Origin of the sequence: Pseudocitrobacter vendiensis, from assembly GCF_943590815.1 — a bacterium.
Lineage (GTDB): Bacteria > Pseudomonadota > Gammaproteobacteria > Enterobacterales > Enterobacteriaceae > Pseudocitrobacter > Pseudocitrobacter vendiensis.
The window spans coordinates 41743-60048 of sequence record NZ_CALSBS010000022.1 but is presented as its reverse complement, the minus strand read 5'-3'; the positions used below and the strand labels follow the sequence as shown (position 1 = coordinate 60048).

The following is an 18306-nucleotide window of genomic DNA, read 5'->3' as shown; positions in this document are numbered from 1 at the left end:
GGATTTGGCGATATTCAGCAGTACAATTCGCCTGATTTTTGGTAATTCACACTGTGCTTGCGGGAAAGGATTAAAATGAAAAAGAGCATACTATTTGGCCTGATGGGGATGCTGTTGCTCCCGGTCGCGGCAAATGCAATCAGCATCAGCGGCCAGGCTGGCGAAGAGTATACCAACCTTGGCGTCGGCTTTGGCACCGAATCGACGGGCCTGGCGCTGAGCGGTAACTGGGCGCATAACGACGATCACGGCGATATCGTGGGTGCGGCATTGGGAATGAACATTCCATTAGGGCCGTTCATGGCTACCGCGGGCGGCAAAGGTGTTTATCTTAGCCCGAACTACGGTGATGATGGTTACGCGGCGGCGGTTGGCGGCGGGTTGCAGTGGCAAATTGGTGAACGTTTCCGTCTGTTTGGTGAGTATTACTACTCGCCGGACTCGCTTTCCAGCGGCGTAAAAGATTACGAAGAAGCCAACGCGGGTGGTCGTTTTATGCTTATGCGTCCGTTGAGCGTGGAAGCGGGGTACCGCTATATCAACCTCGCCGGCAAAGATGGCAATCGCGACAGCGCCGTGGCGGATGGCCCCTACGTCGGCGTCAGCGCTAACTTCTGATTCTCCCCGGCGCGGCACTCTGCCGCGCCAGTTTTCTCGTTTTTATTCCTCGCCTTGCGCTATAGTAAATCGTCCTCTTTTACTGGAGAAAGCGATGATAAACGTAGAGATGCTGTCTACGGGCGATGAAGTCTTATACGGGCAAATTGTGGATACCAATGCGGCCTGGCTTGCTGATTTCTTATTTGAACAAGGTTTACCGCTTTCCCGGCGTAACACGGTGGGCGACAAACTCGATGATCTGGTGTCGATTCTGCGCGAGCGCAGTACCCAGGCTGATGTCCTGATTGTTAACGGCGGTCTGGGGCCGACGAGTGATGATTTAAGTGCGCTAGCTGCGGCAACGGCGAAAGGCGAATCACTGGTACTGCATGAGCCGTGGCTGGCGCAGATGGAGAAATTCTTCAAAGAGCGTGGCCGCGTGATGGCGCCGAGCAATCGCAAACAGGCGGAAATTCCTGCCAGCGCCGAGTTTATTGATAACCCGGTGGGTACGGCCTGCGGTTTTGCCATTAAGCTCAACCGTTGCCTGATTTTCTTCACCCCTGGCGTGCCGTCTGAATTTAAAGTGATGGTTCAGCAGGAAATTCTGCCACGCCTGCGTGCACGTTTTGAGATCCCCGAGCCGCCGCTGTGTCTGCGACTCACTACGTTCGGGCGTTCGGAAAGCGATCTCGCGCAAAGTCTCGATCACCTGGCGCTACCTGCGGGCGTGTCGATGGGCTATCGCTCATCGATGCCGATTATTGAACTCAAGCTGACTGGCCCGGCGAGTGAACGTCAGGCCATGGAAGCCCTGTGGCCGGAAGTGAAAAAGGTCGCGGGCGATAGCCTGATTTTTGAAGGCACCGAAGGCTTGCCGAAGCAGCTTGCCCGCGCATTGCAGGATAAGCAACTGAGTCTGACGCTGAGCGAACAATTTACCGGCGGGCTGCTGGCGCTGGAGCTACAACGCGCGGGTGCGCCGCTGCTGGCCAGTGAGGTGATTCCGTCGCAGGAAGAGACGCTGGCGCAAACCGCACGTTGGGCGGAAGAGCGCCGCGAAAATCATTTTGCTGGCGTAGCGCTGTCGGTTACCGGGCTTGAAAACGAGCATCTGAACTTCGCGCTCTCCACCGCAGACGGCACATGGGCGCTGCGCGTGAAGTTTAACACCACGCGCCACAGCCTGGTTGTGCGTCAGCAGGTTTGCGCCATGATGGCGATGAACATGCTGCGCCGCTGGCTCAACGGGATGGATGTCGCCAGCGAACACGGCTGGATTGAAGTGGTGGAAACGCTGAAGGTGTAGCGAAGTTGCATTGCCGGATGGCGGCTACGCCTTATCCGGCCTACAGATCTCGCATAAACCGGTAGGCCTGATAAGCGAAGCGCATCAGGCATTGTGCAGGCGAAATTGCTTATGTCGATAGCGCCTGTGCCAGCAGGGTAATGGGATGTTCGCAGCGCTTGCTGGTTGACATCTCGATTTGCCATTTACAGGTTTCGCAATCGGTCACCACGATATCCGCGCCGCTTTCCTCGATCTGGCGGAACAGCGGCGCGCCGACGGCCTGCGAGGTGGGGTAATTCTCCGACTTAAAGCCATAGGTGCCCGCAATGCCGCAGCACTCGGAGTCGAGCACCGTCAGCTCCAACCCGGGAATTTGCCGCAGCAGCTCCAGGGTGTAAAGCGTCCAGCCCATTTTCTCCATATGACACGGCGTGTGATATACCACCTTCAGCGGCAACGGTTTAAGCGGCAGCGTTTTCCCTTCGTCCAGTTTTCGCCACAGCCAGCGTGTAGCCAGGTCGATATGCTCGCGCAGGCCGCCGTTATCAACATTCAACAGATGCGGATATTCATCTCGCAGCGTAAACGTGCAGGTTGAGGACGTCGCGATAACGGGCAGCGATTTATCCTCAATGGCCTCGCGCAGTGACGCGACGTTGCTTTGCGCCTGCTTGCGCGCCTTATCGGTGAAACCGTTCGCAATCAACGGTACGCCGCAACATTTCTCTTTACTCAACAACTGAACGCCCGTTCCCAGCGCATTCAGCACCTTAATTAAATCTTTGCCCAATTGCGGATGGTTGTAGTTGACGTAGCAGCCGTGGAAAAAGGCTACCTGCTCGGCAAACTGCGCCTGCTGTTTTGCGACGCTGCGATACCAGCGGCGGAAGGTGCCGAAGGAGTATTTCGGCAGCGTGCGGCGATGATCAATTTTTAGCGCCGCATCAAGCAGATGACGCACGGGTTTCAGCCCCGTCGCCGCATTCACCAGCGGTGCAAACGGCGTGGACATCTGCCCCATCAGGTCCGTATGGCTGAGTATGCGGTTACGCAGCGATGGGGTGGTGACGTCATAGCGCGCTCGGGCGCGCTGGATGATATCGCCAATTTTGACATCAGACGGGCACGCCACTTCGCAGCGTTTGCAGTTGATACAATATTTCAGCGCCTCATCATACAGTGCGCCGTCTTTCAGGCGGAGCCGTTCGCCGTCCGGGCCCGCTTGTTTCGGCCCAGGATAGCGAGGATTCACCCGACTGATTGGGCAAGCTGTCGTACAGGCGGTACATTTGATGCAATTCTCGAACTGGCCGCTACTCATGCTTCACCTCCTGTCAACAGGGTGATTTGCTGCGCGGCATGAAGCGCCGTCACTGCACACACACCGCCGCCGCAGCCCTGAGCGATGGCATCGCAGCCGCCCAGTACTGAACCAATCACAAACACATTTTCCAGTTGCTGGCCGGCAATAGCCGGGCGCAGCATCGCATCGGTCGCGACGCCAAACTGTTGCCATGGCTGAGAGTCAAAGACATCAGGGCGATACCATAATGCGCGGGTGGCCATCTGCATCACGTCAAGATTAAGCACCGGTTCGCGAATCGTATCTCGACTTGCGACTAACCCATTACTGAAGAAACTGCCACTCGCCAGCACCACGTAGCGTGCACGTAGGGGAATGTCGGCGTGGTTGCGCGTCCAGACGGTGGTAGCGTGTTGATTCTCCAGCGTTACCTTTTGCACTTCGTCGCCTGGCATCCAGACGCCGCCTGCGCGGATAAACTGCCGTTGAAGCTGTGCCTGCAAACGCATGCCGGGCACGGAGGGTGGCAGCGTAGGCAACAGATGTAGCGCACAGCTGAGCTTTGCGCAGAGCCAGTCGTACAGCTGGCTATCACTGGCGCCGAAACAGGCCGGAAGCCACAGGGCATCGTAACCCTCCGCCAGCGGAGCGAGCGCATCGTACAACGGTTGCCACTGTTCCGGCTGGTCCAGCAGGCGAGCGATGTTTGCCGCGCGGAATTCGCTGGCGTTTTCGCGCAGCACATCCAGCTGTGGCAGGTCGATTTCAGTCGTGTCGACCTCCAGGCCCTTTTTACGTAATGACTCAGCGGCAAGCGGAGCCTGAAAATCGAGAAACCCGGTTATTCCCACAACGCGGACTTTACTGGCTGCTGGCGGGAAGAGTGGTGTCTCGCGAGGACTGAGCCAGGCGCTGCGCAATAAACCCAGCGGGGTCACACGTTGATGTGTTTGCCCTGCGTCGCCCTGAAAGTCGATACCGCAATCGTTGAAAAGCGCTTGCGCCTGACGGGCGTACGACAGGACGTTTTCGCAACCCACTTTGTTGTAAGGATGCTCAGGGGCTAGCCGTGTTAATGCCTGCAAGCCGAGATGAATATCCTCGACCGGCTGCCCGTCGGGCAACATGCTAAGGAGATCCAGCGAACCCGAGGCGAAGTTCAGCGCACTTTGCCCGCGGCTGACAATGGCACAGCGCAAACCTTGTGACTGCAGCGTTAACCCGCACAGTAACCCGGCCAGACCGCCGCCGATGATAACCGTATCAAATTTCATCCTGATGCTCCTTTTGCAGCCCACACAGTCCCTGATAGACCCAGCGAGTCAGTTCGCTTTCGCGCAGCGCATCACCCCAGGCGATAGGCTGCACGCCTTTCCAGCGCTCATTGAGGAAATCTGAGAGCTGTTTTAGCGACTGGCTGGCATTGGTGGCGTGAAAACGGGGCAGCAGCCCCGCCGCGCGGCAGGCGCACAGTTCGCCCTGACAGGTACCCATGCCGACGCGGGTTCGGCGACGCAGATCGAGCAAATTGCGGACATTCAGGTTTTCTACTGCGTACTGTACTTCGCCTGCCGTCACGGCTTCGCATTCGCATACCAGGCTGCGATGCAGACGGTTGTCGCCGATCCAGCCTGGCGTGCGGTCACCGTGGCGATAAATCACGGAACCGCGCAGCGGCGCAGGCAACGAGATGATGCGCTGGAGTGTTTTCTCCTGGCTTTCACGCGAGCCGGGGAGTGGGGTAGTGGCGGTGGTACACGATGTCGTGTTGCCCACTTTGCGACATACCGCATCGGTGGCCCATTCGGCCATCAGGCGATAGGTCATCAGTTTGCCGCCGGTGATGGTTATGAAACCTTCCATGCCGTCGCGCTGCGCGTGATCGAACAAGACTATGCCACGGCTGACGTTGCGCCCGGTCGGGTCATCATCGCAGGCAACTAACGGGCGTACGCCCGAGTATGCGCGCAGAATACGTGTGCTGCCCATGCGCGGCGCCAGTTTTTCGCCTTCGCGAATCAATGTATCGACTTCCTGCGCGGTAACGCGGTTGTTGTCAATTTCGTCGTAATCGATGTGCATGGAGGTGGTGCCAATCAGCGAAATGGTATCGCCTGGTACCAGAATGTCGGCATCCGCAGGCTTGCGGCAGCGGTTAATTACGTGCTGGTTGATGCGGTGATCGAGAATGAGCAGCGACCCTTTGGCCGGGAACATACGGATGCTCAGATCGGCATATTCGGCGATGCGTTGCCCCCAGATCCCGGCTGCGTTGACCACCACCTGGGCGTGGAGCTCACGCGTCTCCTGCGTTTGACGATTGTGCAACCGCACGCCGCGCACGTTCGCGCCATCGCGAATAAGCCCGATGACTTCATGCCCGGTGAGAATGTCCGCACCGTGTTCGCGCGCATCCAGCATATTGGCTGCGGTAAGCCGGAAGGGATCAACGGTACCATCCGGGACTTTTACCGCGCCTGTCAGCGCCGGGTTAACGCCCGGTTCGATGCGTCGCGCTTCCTGCGGGTCAATCGCCTGCGCGTCAATACCGGCGATGGCGCAGGCTTGTAAAAAGGTGGACTGAAAGTCGAGGTTGTCTTCCGGCAGGGTGATAAACAGCCCGCCGGTGGGTTCGATACAGTGGCGGGCAATATGTTTCAGGATGCGGTTTTCGCTGATGCATTCCCGGGCCGATTCGCTATCGGTGACGGCATAGCGTGCGCCGCTGTGCAGCAGACCGTGGTTACGCCCGGTTGCGCCGGTGGCGATGTCATGACGTTCAACCAGCACGACCCTGAGACCACGTAGCGCGCAGTCGCGGGCAATTCCCGCGCCGGTTGCGCCACCGCCGATGATGATCGCATCGTACTCCCCTGATTGCTGCATTCTCCTGCCCCTACATAACAATATCCTTGTCTTCAGTAAGCCATAATTGACAGAGAATTTGTTTGACGCTGCGCACATTCGAACTTATTGCTTTCGTTTTCGCGCATTTCGCCTGTGAAAATGAGATGAACGGATAAACGCTAAGAGCTTTGACAAAGCTATTATATGATTAACTTTTGGTAATCTTTAAGCGTTAGCGGGCGAGGCAAGTAATGGCTGTATCAAATGGACTGGATGAATTTAATCAGTGGTGGGCAACAGAAGGCGACTGGGTTGAGGAGCCAAACTACCGCCGCAACGGGATGAGCGGCGTCCAGTGTGTTGAGCGTGATGGTAAAAAACTGTACGTGAAGCGCATGACGCAGCATCTGTTCCGTTCGGTTCGCTATCCGTTTGGTCGCCCAACCATTGTGCGTGAAATCGCGGTGATTAAAGATCTGGAAAAAGCGGGCGTTATCGTGCCGAAGATCGTTTACGGCAAAGCGATGAAAATTGATGGTGAGTGGCGCGCGTTGTTGGTCACCGAGGATATGAAAGGCTTTATCAGCATTGGTGACTGGTATCACCAGCATGCCGTTACGCCCTTCCCGGACGACGTGCGCGAAGCCATGCTGAAAGCCGTTGCCGTGGCCTTCAAAAAGATGCACAGCGTGAATCGTCAGCACGGTTGCTGCTATGTGCGTCATATCTATGTGAAAACCGAAGGGACGGTGGAAGCGGGTTTCCTCGACCTGGAGAAAAGCCGTCGTCGTCTGAGCCGCGAAAAAGCGATTAAACACGACTTTTCACAACTGGAAAAATATCTCGACCCGATTCCGAAAGCGGACTGGGAAAAGGTGAAAGCGTACTATTACGCGCTGTAATAAAATGGCCGCCCAGCGGGCGGCCATTTACATTTCAATCTCAATATCACCCTTCGCCCGGCAACAGCAGGGCAAAATTTCCCCTGGCTGGATGAACGCCAGCGGTTCCGTTAGCCAGTCGACCTGGCCGGCAACCAGACGCGTGCGGCATGAACCGCAGTAGCCTTCACGGCACTGATACTCAACTTCAACGTTATGGGATTCCAGCGCGGCCAGCAGGGAAGGGTGTTCATCCTGGCACAGCAACTGTGTGCCAGAGATGCGAAGGATAACGCGGCTCATCAGAGCTGGAAATCACTCAGGTCGTCGGTGTTGACTTCAGAATCTATCTGACCGACCAGGTAAGAACTGACTTCCACTTCCTGCGGTGCAACCTGTACGTTATCGGATACCAGCCAGGTGTTGATCCACGGGATTGGGTTAGAGCGCGTCTGGAATGGCAAATCTAAACCTACCGCCTGCATGCGGATGTTGGTGATGTATTCCACGTACTGGCAAAGAATGTCTTTGTTCAGGCCAATCATCGAACCGTCGCGGAACAGGTAATCTGCCCACTCTTTTTCCTGAAGGGCTGCTTGTACGAACAGGTCATAGCACTCCTGTTTGCACTCTTCGGCGATTTCAGCCATTTCCGGATCATCGACGCCGCTGCGCAGCAAATTCAGCATATGCTGAGTGCCGGTCAGGTGCAGCGCTTCATCGCGGGCGATCAGGCGAATGATTTTGGCGTTGCCTTCCATTAGCTCACGTTCTGCGAACGCGAAGGAGCAGGCGAAGCTGACGTAGAAGCGAATGGCTTCCAGCGCGTTAACGCTCATCAGGCACAGGTAGAGCTTTTTCTTCAGTTCGCGCAGGCTGACGGTGACGGTTTTACCGTTCACGGAATGCGTGCCTTCGCCCAGTAGATGCCAGTAGCTGGTCATCTCGATCAGTTCGTCGTAATAGCTGGAAATGCCTTCCGCGCGTTTCTGAATCTGCTCGTTGGTCACAATATCATCAAACACAATCGCCGGGTCGTTGACGATATTACGGATGATATGAGTGTAAGAGCGGGAGTGGATGGTTTCAGAAAACGCCCAGGTTTCTACCCAGGTTTCCAGTTCCGGAATGGAAATCAGCGGCAGCAGGGCAACGTTCGGGCTACGGCCCTGAATGGAGTCGAGCAGGGTCTGATATTTCAGGTTACTGATGAAGATGTGTTTTTCGTGTTCCGGCAGCGCCTGGTAATCGATACGGTCGCGAGAAACGTCAACTTCTTCCGGACGCCAGAAGAAGGAGAGCTGCTTTTCAATCAGCTTTTCGAAGATGTCGTATTTTTGCTGATCGTAGCGGGCCACGTTGACCGGTTGGCCGAAGAACATCGGCTCTTTGAGTTGGTCATTTTTCGTCTGTGAAAAGGTGGTATATGCCATGAATGTGTCCTGTGGTTTTAATGCCCCCTCACCCTAACCCTCTCCCGGGGGGAGAGGGAATGGCTCGGTGCGCTTTTCACCCTCTCCCTCAGGGAGAGGGCCGGGGTGAGGGGAATATCATTATCAGATCTTGCACGCGCCGCTTTCGCAGCCATCGTCCTGAATAGACGGCACCAGGTCATCCTGTGCATCTTCAGCCCCGTCGCGGGTGTTCTGATAGTACAGGGTTTTCACGCCAAATTTATAGGCGGTGAGCAGGTCTTTCAGTAACTGCTGCATCGGCACTTTTCCTGACGGGAAGCGTGACGGGTCGTAGTTGGTGTTGGCAGAAATCGACTGATCGATAAATTTCTGCATGATGCCCACCAGTTGCAGATAGCCGTCGTTGTTCGGCATATCCCACAGCAGTTCATACGCGTCGTGCAGGTGTTCGTAGTCCGGCACAACCTGACGCAGGATACCGTCTTTCGACGCTTTAATGCTGACGTAGCCACGCGGCGGCTCGATACCGTTGGTCGCGTTGGAGATCTGCGACGATGTCTCGGATGGCATCAGGGCCGATAGCGTAGAGTTACGCAGGCCATGCGTCTTAATCGACTCACGAAGCGCTTCCCAGTTCAGGTGCAGCGGCTCGCTGGTGATTGCATCCAGGTCTTTCTTATAGGTATCGATCGGCAGAATACCTTTGGCGTAAGTGGTTTCGTTGAACCACGGGCACGCGCCCTGTTCGATAGCCAGCTCATTAGAGGCTTTCAACAGGTAGTACTGAATGGCTTCGAAGGTTTCGTGCGTCAGGTTATTGGCGCTGCCGTCGGAGTAACGTTTACCGTTTTTCGCCAGCCAGTATGCAAAGTTGATGACGCCAATACCCAGCGTACGACGTCCCATCGCGCCGCGTTTGGCAGCCAGAATCGGGTAGTCCTGATAATCAAGCAGCGCATCCAGCGCACGCACCGCCAGTACGGCAAGTTCTTCCAGCTCGCTCAGATCCTTAATCGCACCCAGGTTGAATGCAGAAAGCGTACAGAGAGCGATTTCACCGTTTTCGTCGTTAACGTCGTTCAGCGGTTTGGTCGGCAGCGCGATTTCCAGGCACAGGTTAGACTGGCGCACCGGTGCAATCGCCGGGTCAAACGGGCTGTGGGTGTTGCAGTGGTCAACGTTCTGAATATAGATACGGCCGGTAGAAGCACGTTCCTGCATCATCAGCGAGAACAGCTCAACCGCTTTCACGCGTTGTTTGCGGATGCTGTCGTCGTTTTCATACTGCACGTACAGGCGCTCGAACTCGTCCTGATCGGCGAAGAACGCATCATAGAGGCCTGGGACGTCAGACGGGCTGAACAGCGTGATATCGCCGCCTTTCAGCAGACGGGTGTACATCAGTTTGTTGATCTGTACGCCGTAGTCCATATGACGCACGCGGTTGCCTTCGACGCCACGGTTGTTTTTCAACACCAGCAGGCTTTCAACTTCCAGATGCCACATCGGGTAGAACAGCGTCGCCGCACCGCCGCGCACGCCGCCCTGAGAGCAGGATTTTACTGCGGTCTGGAAATGTTTGTAGAACGGGATACAGCCAGTGTGGAAGGCCTCGCCGCCGCGAATCGGGCTACCCAGCGCACGGATACGACCGGCGTTGATACCGATACCGGCACGTTGGGAAACGTATTTCACAATCGCGCTGGAGGTGGCGTTGATGGAATCCAGGCTGTCGCCGCACTCGATCAGTACGCAGGAGCTGAACTGGCGAGTCGGGGTACGCACGCCGGACATAATCGGTGTCGGCAGCGAGATTTTGAACGTGGAGACCGCATCATAGAAGCGTTTCACATAGCTCAAGCGGGTGTCGCGCGGATAGTTTGAGAACAGGCACGCGGCAACCAGAATATAAAGGAACTGCGCACTCTCGTAGATTTCGCCGGTAACGCGGTTCTGTACCAGGTATTTGCCTTCCAGCTGTTTGACGGCAGCGTAAGAGAAGGTCATGTCACGGTCGTGAACAATGAACGAGTCCATCTGCTTGAACTCTTCTTCCGTATAGTCTTCCAGCAGATGATTGTCGTATTTACCCAGTTCAACCATTTTCAGTACGTGGTCGAACAGCTTCGGCGGCTCAAACTGGCCGTAGGCTTTTTTACGCAGGTGGAAAATGGCCAGACGCGCGGCCAGGTACTGGTAATCCGGTGCGTCGCGGGAGATCAGATCGGCTGCGGCTTTAATGATGGTTTCATGGATGTCGGAGGTTTTGATCCCGTCATAGAACTGGATGTGAGAACGCAGTTCAACCTGAGAGATAGAGACGTTTTCCAGACCTTCAGCCGCCCAGTCCAACACTCGATGGATTTTATCGAGATTGATGCGTTCAGTGCGGCCGTCACGCTTAGTCACCAGCAGACTCTGATTCATGTGCTTTTTACCTGTCCGTGAAAAGGAAATATCCCCCCACTTATCCACAAACGTTGCTTGTGGCTAAGTCTGTGGATAAATACTATATATGGGGGGTCTTTAATAAGTGAAACGCTATATGGTGAGTATTCTAGTCTGCTTTCTTTCTCATACAAGAGTTGATTTTGAGGTTAAATTGAGGTTTAGAAAGCGTAAAAAAGGCTAAGTCCGCATGCAGTAAGGGCTGTAAGGGATGTCAACAATTTGCAAAAAAAAATGAAAATTTGATCGAGTGCCGATTTCTTCATCGACCGGGTTGATTGCGCTGCTTGATGCAGCGCAAATCTATATAAGAATATCTTCTGACGTTAGCGATTTTTGGCTGTCGTGTGCAACATATAATTCACATCTACGCCCGGAGCCAGCTTAAAGGTGTTGGTCAGCGGGTTGTAATGCAGACCAATCATATGCTGCTCGCGCAGAGTGGTTTCGTCGACCCAGCTCAGCAGTTCGGCAGGCTTGATAAACTTCTTAATGTCGTGCGTGCCTTTCGGCACCATTTTCAGAATGTATTCCGCGCCGATCACCGCCATCAGCCAGGATTTGCTGTTGCGGTTCAGGGTGGAGAAGAAAACATGTCCGCCCGGCTTCACCAGTTGCGCACAGGCTTTTACGACCGACTGCGGGTCCGGCACGTGTTCCAGCATTTCCATACAGGTGACGACGTCATACTGCTGTGCATGTTTCGCCGCGTGTTCTTCTACGGTCTCCTGCACGTAATCGACGTGAATCCCTGACTCCAGCGAGTGCAAACGCGCCACTTGTAACGGTTCGAAGCCCATATCCAGCCCGGTGACTTCCGCGCCTTCTCGCGCCATGCTCTCTGCGAGTATGCCGCCACCGCAGCCGACATCAAGCACTTTCTTGCCGAAAAGGCCGTCAGCGCGTTCGGCGATATAGCCCAGACGCAGCGGGTTGATCCGATGCAGCGGTTTAAACTCGCCTTCCAGATCCCACCAGCGCGAAGCCACGGCTTCAAATTTGGCGATCTCGTCATGGTCAACGTTGGGCGCTAACGTGTTTTTTTCGGCATTCATGGGCACTCCTGGTCCTTATTTCATTATTACCGCGAGTATATCAGCACAACGACGCGAATAAAGCTCTGGCAGAACGCTATAGGTTTACCTGTCTTTACGCGGTTGTGTTATAATTTGCGACCTTTGAATCCGGGATACAGTAGAGGGATAGCGGTTAGATGAGCGACCTTGCGAGAGAAATTACACCGGTCAACATTGAGGAAGAGCTGAAGAGCTCCTATCTGGATTACGCGATGTCGGTCATTGTTGGCCGTGCGCTGCCGGATGTCCGAGATGGCCTGAAGCCGGTACACCGTCGCGTACTTTACGCCATGAACGTATTGGGCAATGACTGGAACAAAGCCTACAAAAAATCTGCCCGTGTCGTTGGTGACGTAATCGGTAAATACCATCCCCATGGTGATTCCGCGGTGTATGACACCATCGTCCGTATGGCGCAGCCATTTTCACTGCGTTACATGCTGGTTGACGGTCAGGGTAACTTCGGTTCTATCGACGGTGACTCCGCGGCGGCAATGCGTTATACGGAAATCCGTCTGGCGAAAATTGCCCATGAGCTGATGGCCGATCTCGAAAAAGAGACGGTAGACTTCGTGGATAACTATGACGGCACGGAAAAAATTCCGGACGTCATGCCAACTAAAATCCCTAACCTGCTGGTGAACGGTTCTTCCGGTATCGCAGTCGGTATGGCGACGAACATTCCGCCGCACAACCTGACGGAAGTGATCAACGGCTGTCTGGCCTATATCGATGATGAAGACATCAGCATTGAAGGGCTGATGGAACACATCCCGGGGCCGGACTTCCCTACAGCGGCCATCATTAATGGTCGCCGTGGTATTGAAGAAGCCTATCGTACCGGTCGTGGCAAAATTTACATTCGCGCCCGCGCGGAAGTTGAAACGGACGCGAAGTCTGGCCGCGAAACCATCATCGTGCATGAAATTCCGTATCAGGTGAACAAAGCGCGCCTGATCGAGAAAATCGCCGAGCTGGTGAAAGATAAACGCGTGGAAGGCATCAGCGCGCTGCGTGACGAGTCTGATAAAGACGGCATGCGCATCGTGATTGAAGTGAAACGCGATGCGGTGGGCGAAGTGGTTCTCAACAACCTCTACTCCCAGACCCAGCTACAGGTTTCCTTCGGTATCAACATGGTGGCACTGCACCATGGCCAGCCGAAGATCATGAACCTGAAAGATATTCTTTCCGCGTTCGTACGTCACCGTCGTGAAGTCGTGACCCGTCGTACCATTTTTGAACTGCGTAAAGCGCGTGACCGTGCGCACATCCTCGAAGCGCTGGCTGTTGCGCTGGCGAACATCGACCCGATCATTGAACTGATCCGTCGTGCGCCGACGCCTGCTGAAGCAAAAGCAGGCCTGGTCGCACAGCCGTGGGCTCTGGGCAACGTTGCCGCCATGCTGGAACGTGCGGGTGATGACGCGGCGCGTCCTGAGTGGCTGGAGCCGGAATTCGGTGTTCGTGACGGTAAATACTACCTGACCGAACAGCAGGCGCAGGCTATTCTGGATCTGCGTCTGCAGAAACTGACCGGCCTGGAGCATGAAAAACTGCTCGACGAATACAAAGAGTTGCTGGAACAGATCGCCGAACTGCTGCACATTTTGGGCAGCGCCGACCGTTTGATGGAAGTGATCCGCGAAGAGCTGGAGCTGGTGCGTGAGCAGTTTGGCGACAACCGCCGTACTGAAATCACCGCTAACACCGCAGACATCAACATCGAAGATCTGATCAGCCAGGAAGATGTTGTCGTCACCCTGTCTCACCAGGGTTACGTAAAATATCAGCCACTTACCGATTACGAAGCGCAGCGTCGTGGCGGTAAAGGCAAATCAGCAGCCCGTATTAAAGAAGAAGACTTTATCGACCGCCTGCTGGTGGCCAACACCCATGACACGATCCTCTGCTTCTCCAGCCGTGGTCGTCTGTACTGGATGAAGGTTTATCAGCTACCGGAAGCCAGCCGTGGCGCGCGTGGCCGTCCGATCGTCAACCTGCTGCCGCTGGAAGCCGACGAACGTATCACCGCCATTCTGCCGGTACGCGAGTACGAAGAGGGCGTAAACGTCTTTATGGCGACCGCCAGCGGTACCGTGAAGAAAACGGCGCTGACCGAATTCAGCCGTCCGCGTTCTGCCGGTATCATCGCCGTGAACCTGAACGAAGGCGATGAGCTGATTGGCGTTGACCTGACGTCCGGTTCTGATGAAGTTATGTTGTTCTCCGCTGCTGGTAAAGTGGTGCGCTTCAAAGAAGACGCCGTTCGCGCCATGGGTCGTACGGCGACTGGTGTACGCGGTATTAAACTGGCAGGTGAGGACAAAGTTGTTTCCCTGATCATTCCACGTGGCGAAGGCGCAATCCTGACCGTCACCCAGAACGGTTACGGTAAACGTACTGCGGCGGAAGAGTATCCGACTAAGTCACGTGCGACACAGGGCGTTATCTCGATCAAAGTGACCGAGCGTAATGGTTCCGTTGTGGGCGCGGTGCAGGTTGACGATTGCGATCAGATCATGATGATCACCGATGCCGGTACGCTGGTGCGTACGCGTGTTTCCGAAGTGAGCATCGTCGGTCGTAACACTCAGGGCGTTATCCTCATCCGTACCGCGGAGGATGAAAACGTTGTGGGTCTGCAACGTGTGGCTGAACCGGTTGATGACGAAGAACTCGACGCCATCGACGGCAGCGCTGCAGAAGGTGACGATGAAATCGCACCGGAAACGGACACCGATGACGACGTAGCGGATGACGCTGACGAGTAAATCGTGAGACGTAACAATAAAGGCCGGTTATAAACCGGCCTTTTTTCTGCGTTGCGGCAAATGGGTTTTCCCGTTACCTTAACCACATCCTGTTAGCCTTTGATGGCGGAGTTTCGCCCCTTTGAAATATCTTGTCTCCTTTCGCACGACGCTTAAAGTCTCACGCTACCTGTTCCGGGCCCTGGCGCTGCTACTCTGGTTGCTGATTGCCCTCGCGTCGGTTTTCTATATCGTGAATGCCTTGCATCAGAAAGAGTCAGAGATACGTCAGGAATTTAACCTGAGTTCCGATCAGGCGCAGCGCTATATCCAGCGTACGTCGGATGTCATCAAAGAGCTGAAGTACATTGCCGAGAACCGTCTTACGGCAACGAACGGCGTGCTGCCTCCCGCGTCGATAAAAGAGAATACTGAAGTCCCGGACTTCGAGCCTCTGTTTGCCGATTCCGATTGTTCCGCGCTGGACGATGCGTGGCGCGGCTCGCTGGAGTCGCTTGCCTGGTTCCTGCGTTACTGGCGTGACAATTTCTCCGCTGCCTACGACCTCAACCGCGTCTTTTTAATTGGCAGTGAAAACCTGTGCATGGCGAACTTTGGCCTTCGGGATATGCCGATTGAACGTAATCAGGCGCTGAAAACCCTGCACGATCGCATCGTGAAGTATCGTAGTGCGCCGCAGGATGAGAGCGGCAGCAACCTGTTCTGGATAAGCCAGGGCCCGCGGCCGGGCGTCGGCTATTTCTATGCCTTAACGCCGGTGTATCTGGCAAACCGTTTGCAGGCGCTGCTGGGCGTTGAACAAACCATCCGCATGGAAAACTTCTTCACGCCGGGAAGTTTACCGATTGGCGTGACTATTCTTGATGAAAACGGCGATTCGCTGATTTCGCTCACCGGGCCGGACAGCAAACTGCGCATCGATCAGCGCTGGATGCAGGAGCGCGCGTGGTTTGGTTACAGCAGCGGCTTTCGCGAGCTGGTGCTGAAAAAGAATCTGCCACCATCGTCGCTCAGCATTGTTTATTCCGTACCGGTTGATTTAGTGCTTGAGCGCATCCGCATGCTGATCCTCAACGCCGTACTGCTCAACATCCTGACCGGGGTAGGGCTGTTCACGATGGCGAGAATGTACGAGCGGCGGATATTTATTCCTGCCGAGTCAGACGCCCAGCGTCTGGAAGAGCATGAGCAGTTCAACCGTAAAATCGTCGCCTCTGCGCCGGTCGGGATTTGTATTCTGCGTACTCAGGATGGCACTAATATTCTGAGTAACGAACTGGCGCATAACTATTTGAATATGCTGACGCACGAAGACCGGCAGCGCTTAACACAGATTATCTGCGGTCAGCAGGTTAACTTTGTCGATGTGCTCACCAGTAACAATACCAACCTGCAAATCAGTTTTGTGCATTCGCGATATCGCAATGAAAACGTGGCGATTTGTGTGCTGGTAGATGTCAGCTCGCGCGTTAAAATGGAAGAGTCATTACAGGAAATGGCGCAGGCGGCAGAACAGGCCAGCCAGTCGAAATCGATGTTCCTCGCCACCGTCAGCCACGAACTGCGCACGCCGCTGTACGGCATCATCGGTAACCTTGATTTGTTGCAAACCAAAGAGTTGCCGAAAGGCGTCGGGCGTCTGGTGACGGCGATGAACAACTCCTCTGGCCTGTTGCTGAAAATCATCAGCGACATTCTCGACTTCTCGAAAATTGAATCTGAACAGCTGAAAATCGAGCCGCGCGAGTTCTCGCCGAAAGAGGTGATGAATCACATTACCGCCAACTATCTGCCGCTGGTCGTGCGTAAACGGGTCGGAATGTACTGCTTTATCGAGCCCAACGTGCCGCCGCAGATGCTGGGCGATCCGATGCGCTTGCAGCAGGTTATCTCCAATATCCTGAGCAATGCTATTAAGTTCACCGATATTGGCTGCATTATTTTGCATCTTAAGCGAGAAGGCGATTACCTGAGTATCAGTATCCGTGATACCGGCGTGGGTATTCCGGCGAAAGAGGTGGTACGCCTGTTCGACCCGTTCTTCCAGGTAGGCACTGGCGTGCAGCGCAACTTCCAGGGCACCGGGCTGGGGCTGGCGATTTGTGAGAAGCTCATCAACATGATGGACGGTGATATTGCCGTTGATACTGAACCGGGCATGGGGAGTCAGTTTACGGTACGTATACCGTTGTATGGCGCGCAGGCTGCCACGCCGCTGGTGATTGACGCGCTGGCGCAAAAACGCTGTTGGCTGGCGATTCGCAACGAATCTCTGTATCAGTTTATTGAAACGCTGCTGACCTGGCACGGCGTGGACGTTCAGCGCTACGAGGGCGAGGAACCGACGCCGGATGATTTGCTGATAACAGACGATGACCTGGAAAAACCGTGGACGGGCAGGGCGGTAGTAATCTTCTGCCGTCGCCATATCGGTATTCCTCTCGAACGAGCACCGGGTGAATGGGTGCACAGCATTGTTTCGCCGCACGAGTTAATGACCCTGCTGGGGCGTATTTATCGCATTAAAGTGGGTAATGCGGATCACGCAGAGTTGTCATCGGCGCATGATGTGCCTGCCGACAGTAACGACGATATGATGATCCTCGTGGTGGACGATCACCCGATCAACCGTCGTCTGTTGGCGGATCAACTGGGTACGCTGGGTTATCAGTGTATGACAGCGAATGACGGTGTTGATGCGCTCAATGTGCTGAGCAAAAATCATATTGATATTGTGCTGAGCGACGTCAACATGCCAAATATGGATGGCTATCGTTTAACGCAGCGTATCCGTCAGCTTGGGCTGACGCTACCGGTTGTCGGCGTGACTGCCAACGCGCTGGCGGAAGAGAAGCAGCGCTGTCTGGAGTCAGGGATGGATAGCTGCCTGTCAAAACCGGTGACGCTGGATGTGCTGAAGCAAACACTGGCGGTCTATGCGGCGCGGGTGAGAAAAACGCGGGAATCATAAGATAAAAAAATCCCCCGGCGGGCCGGGGGATTCATTCTTAGAGCATTACTCTTTATCTGTCGGGGAAAGCGTGACAGAAGAGAGATAGTTCAACAGCGCAATATCGTTTTCCACACCCAGTTTCATCATCGCTGATTTCTTCTGGCTACTGATGGTTTTGATACTGCGGTTCAGTTTCTTGGCAATCTCGGTTACCAGGAAGCCTTCTGCAAACAGGCGCAATACTTCGCTCTCTTTGGGTGACAAACGTTTGTCGCCATAACCGCCCGCACTGATTTTCTCCAGCAGGCGAGAGACGCTTTCCGGGGTGAATTTCTTCCCTTTTTGCAACGCGGCCAGCGCTTTTGGCAGGTCGGTCGGCGCACCCTGTTTCAGGACAATACCTTCGATATCCAGATCCAGCACGGCGCTCAGAATCGCCGGGTTGTTATTCATGGTCAGGACGATAATGGAAATACCCGGGAAATGACGCTTAATGTATTTGATAAGCGTGATCCCATCGCCATATTTGTCGCCCGGCATGGAAAGGTCGGTGATCAGGACGTGTGCATCCAGTTTCGGTAAATTGTTAATCAGCGCGGTGGAGTCTTCAAATTCGCCGACAACATTGACCCATTCGATTTGTTCCAGTGATTTACGAATACCAAACAGAACTATCGGATGATCATCGGCAATAATTACGTTCATATTGTTCATAATA

The 18306-nt window shown here is 54.8% G+C and carries 13 protein-coding genes; 5 read left to right on the top strand and 8 right to left on the bottom strand.

The window, feature by feature from the left end:
• The first annotated feature begins 75 nt into the window (after positions 1–75).
• Both NMC31_RS19350 and NMC31_RS19345 read left to right on the top strand, forming a co-directional pair.
• On the top strand, positions 76–618 hold the full coding sequence (locus tag NMC31_RS19350) for a YfaZ family outer membrane protein (protein WP_253898888.1): 543 nt from the start codon (positions 76–78) through the stop codon (positions 616–618).
• Positions 619–712: 94 nt separating this feature from the next.
• Entirely contained in the window at positions 713–1909 is a 1197-nt protein-coding gene (locus tag NMC31_RS19345; protein ID WP_253898887.1) for a nicotinamide mononucleotide deamidase-related protein YfaY, read from the top strand.
• Positions 1910–2018: 109 nt separating this feature from the next.
• On the opposite strand, the gene glpC is transcribed toward NMC31_RS19345, so the two are convergent.
• The 3 genes from glpC to glpA are packed head-to-tail and all read right to left on the bottom strand — an operon-like array spanning position 2019 to position 6080.
• Positions 2019–3212 (bottom strand): anaerobic glycerol-3-phosphate dehydrogenase subunit GlpC, encoded by a 1194-nt coding sequence (gene glpC / locus NMC31_RS19340; RefSeq protein WP_253898886.1) that lies wholly within the window; start codon positions 3210–3212, stop codon positions 2019–2021.
• The gene (gene glpB, locus NMC31_RS19335) at positions 3209–4468 is read right to left on the bottom strand and encodes a glycerol-3-phosphate dehydrogenase subunit GlpB (RefSeq protein ID WP_253898885.1); all 1260 of its coding nucleotides are present in this window, start codon (positions 4466–4468) and stop codon (positions 3209–3211) included. The genes glpC and glpB overlap by 4 nt, the downstream gene beginning before the upstream one ends.
• A complete protein-coding gene (gene glpA / locus NMC31_RS19330) occupies positions 4458–6080 on the bottom strand; it encodes an anaerobic glycerol-3-phosphate dehydrogenase subunit A (protein ID WP_253898884.1) in 1623 nt (540 codons plus the stop codon). The genes glpB and glpA overlap by 11 nt, the downstream gene beginning before the upstream one ends.
• A 212-nt stretch (positions 6081–6292) precedes the next feature.
• Between glpA and inaA the strand changes: the two genes are divergently transcribed.
• Complete coding sequence (gene inaA / locus NMC31_RS19325; RefSeq protein ID WP_149462035.1) at positions 6293–6943, top strand: lipopolysaccharide kinase InaA; 651 nt, start codon at positions 6293–6295, stop codon at positions 6941–6943.
• Between the two features lie 27 nt (positions 6944–6970).
• Here inaA and yfaE read toward each other — a convergent pair whose 3' ends face one another.
• The 4 genes from yfaE to ubiG form a co-directional block, all read right to left on the bottom strand.
• Positions 6971–7225: a class I ribonucleotide reductase maintenance protein YfaE gene (gene yfaE, locus NMC31_RS19320; RefSeq protein ID WP_015963680.1), complete on the bottom strand. Its 255-nt coding sequence runs from the start codon at positions 7223–7225 to the stop codon at positions 6971–6973.
• Positions 7225–8355 carry a class Ia ribonucleoside-diphosphate reductase subunit beta gene (nrdB, locus tag NMC31_RS19315; protein ID WP_015963681.1) on the bottom strand — a complete coding sequence of 377 codons (1131 nt, stop codon included), beginning with the start codon at positions 8353–8355 and terminating at the stop codon, positions 7225–7227. Before nrdB ends, yfaE begins: the two co-directional genes overlap by 1 nt.
• Before the next feature lie 123 nt (positions 8356–8478).
• A complete protein-coding gene (nrdA, locus tag NMC31_RS19310; protein ID WP_253898883.1) occupies positions 8479–10764 on the bottom strand; it encodes a class 1a ribonucleoside-diphosphate reductase subunit alpha in 2286 nt (761 codons plus the stop codon).
• Positions 10765–11111: 347 nt separating this feature from the next.
• Positions 11112–11840 carry a bifunctional 2-polyprenyl-6-hydroxyphenol methylase/3-demethylubiquinol 3-O-methyltransferase UbiG gene (gene ubiG, locus NMC31_RS19305; protein WP_253898882.1) on the bottom strand — a complete coding sequence of 243 codons (729 nt, stop codon included), beginning with the start codon at positions 11838–11840 and terminating at the stop codon, positions 11112–11114.
• 158 nt (positions 11841–11998) lie between these two features.
• Here ubiG and gyrA point away from each other — a divergent pair, with 158 nt between their 5' ends.
• Positions 11999–14635 carry a DNA topoisomerase (ATP-hydrolyzing) subunit A gene (gene gyrA, locus NMC31_RS19300; RefSeq protein WP_253898881.1) on the top strand — a complete coding sequence of 879 codons (2637 nt, stop codon included), beginning with the start codon at positions 11999–12001 and terminating at the stop codon, positions 14633–14635.
• 121 nt (positions 14636–14756) lie between these two features.
• Positions 14757–17606, top strand: coding sequence for a two-component system sensor histidine kinase RcsC (rcsC, locus tag NMC31_RS19295; RefSeq protein WP_253898880.1), 2850 nt, complete (start codon positions 14757–14759; stop codon positions 17604–17606).
• 45 nt (positions 17607–17651) lie between these two features.
• On the opposite strand, the gene rcsB is transcribed toward rcsC, so the two are convergent.
• Positions 17652–18302, bottom strand: a complete 651-nt coding sequence (gene rcsB / locus NMC31_RS19290) for a response regulator transcription factor RcsB (RefSeq protein ID WP_015963687.1) — start codon at positions 18300–18302, stop codon at positions 17652–17654.
• Positions 18303–18306: the final 4 nt, after the last annotated feature.

Excerpts from the sequence above, each read along its gene's own strand:
- NMC31_RS19350 (WP_253898888.1), top strand. The coding sequence starts at position 76 with ATGAAAAAGAGCATACTATTTGGCCTGATGGGGATGCTGTTGCTCCCG.
- NMC31_RS19345 (WP_253898887.1), top strand. The coding sequence starts at position 713 with ATGATAAACGTAGAGATGCTGTCTACGGGCGATGAAGTCTTATACGGG.
- glpC (WP_253898886.1), bottom strand. The coding sequence starts at position 3,212 with ATGAGTAGCGGCCAGTTCGAGAATTGCATCAAATGTACCGCCTGTACG.
- glpB (WP_253898885.1), bottom strand. The coding sequence starts at position 4,468 with ATGAAATTTGATACGGTTATCATCGGCGGCGGTCTGGCCGGGTTACTG.
- glpA (WP_253898884.1), bottom strand. The coding sequence starts at position 6,080 with ATGCAGCAATCAGGGGAGTACGATGCGATCATCATCGGCGGTGGCGCA.
- inaA (WP_149462035.1), top strand. The coding sequence starts at position 6,293 with ATGGCTGTATCAAATGGACTGGATGAATTTAATCAGTGGTGGGCAACA.
- yfaE (WP_015963680.1), bottom strand. The coding sequence starts at position 7,225 with ATGAGCCGCGTTATCCTTCGCATCTCTGGCACACAGTTGCTGTGCCAG.
- nrdB (WP_015963681.1), bottom strand. The coding sequence starts at position 8,355 with ATGGCATATACCACCTTTTCACAGACGAAAAATGACCAACTCAAAGAG.
- nrdA (WP_253898883.1), bottom strand. The coding sequence starts at position 10,764 with ATGAATCAGAGTCTGCTGGTGACTAAGCGTGACGGCCGCACTGAACGC.
- ubiG (WP_253898882.1), bottom strand. The coding sequence starts at position 11,840 with ATGAATGCCGAAAAAAACACGTTAGCGCCCAACGTTGACCATGACGAG.
- gyrA (WP_253898881.1), top strand. The coding sequence starts at position 11,999 with ATGAGCGACCTTGCGAGAGAAATTACACCGGTCAACATTGAGGAAGAG.
- rcsB (WP_015963687.1), bottom strand. The coding sequence starts at position 18,302 with ATGAACAATATGAACGTAATTATTGCCGATGATCATCCGATAGTTCTG.